The organism is Paenibacillus popilliae ATCC 14706, from assembly GCF_000315235.1.
GTDB classification, from domain to species: Bacteria; Bacillota; Bacilli; order Paenibacillales; family Paenibacillaceae; genus Paenibacillus_B; species Paenibacillus_B popilliae.
This window is the reverse complement of the sequence record NZ_BALG01000152.1, coordinates 1-261: the sequence shown is the minus strand read 5'-3', so window position 1 is coordinate 261 and position 261 is coordinate 1. Positions and strand designations below refer to the sequence as shown.

Here is a 261-nt window from a genome sequence, read left to right as displayed (position 1 = left end):
ATTTGAACGACAGGTCATACTTAGAGCGTTCAACAATGTCTACGTCAGAGAGTTCAAATATAGCTTTCAGTAGTAGATATTTAAACATGCGAATCGGGTCAATGGCGTTACGTCCATTATCCAAACAATACTTTTCTTCCAGTTCCTCGTATATGAAGGTGAAGTCCACCAGTTCATTGATTTGTCGGAGCATATTGTCCTTCGGTACAACGATGTCATACAGTGCCGCATAAGGACTCAGAACCAAGGTTTGTTGTTGTC

1 protein-coding gene is annotated in these 261 nt (G+C 41.0%); it reads right to left on the bottom strand.

Annotation, left to right across the window (positions count from 1 at the left end):
• The coding region (locus PPOP_RS10775) for a transposase (protein WP_234399791.1) at positions 1–261 on the bottom strand (261 nt) is incomplete at both ends.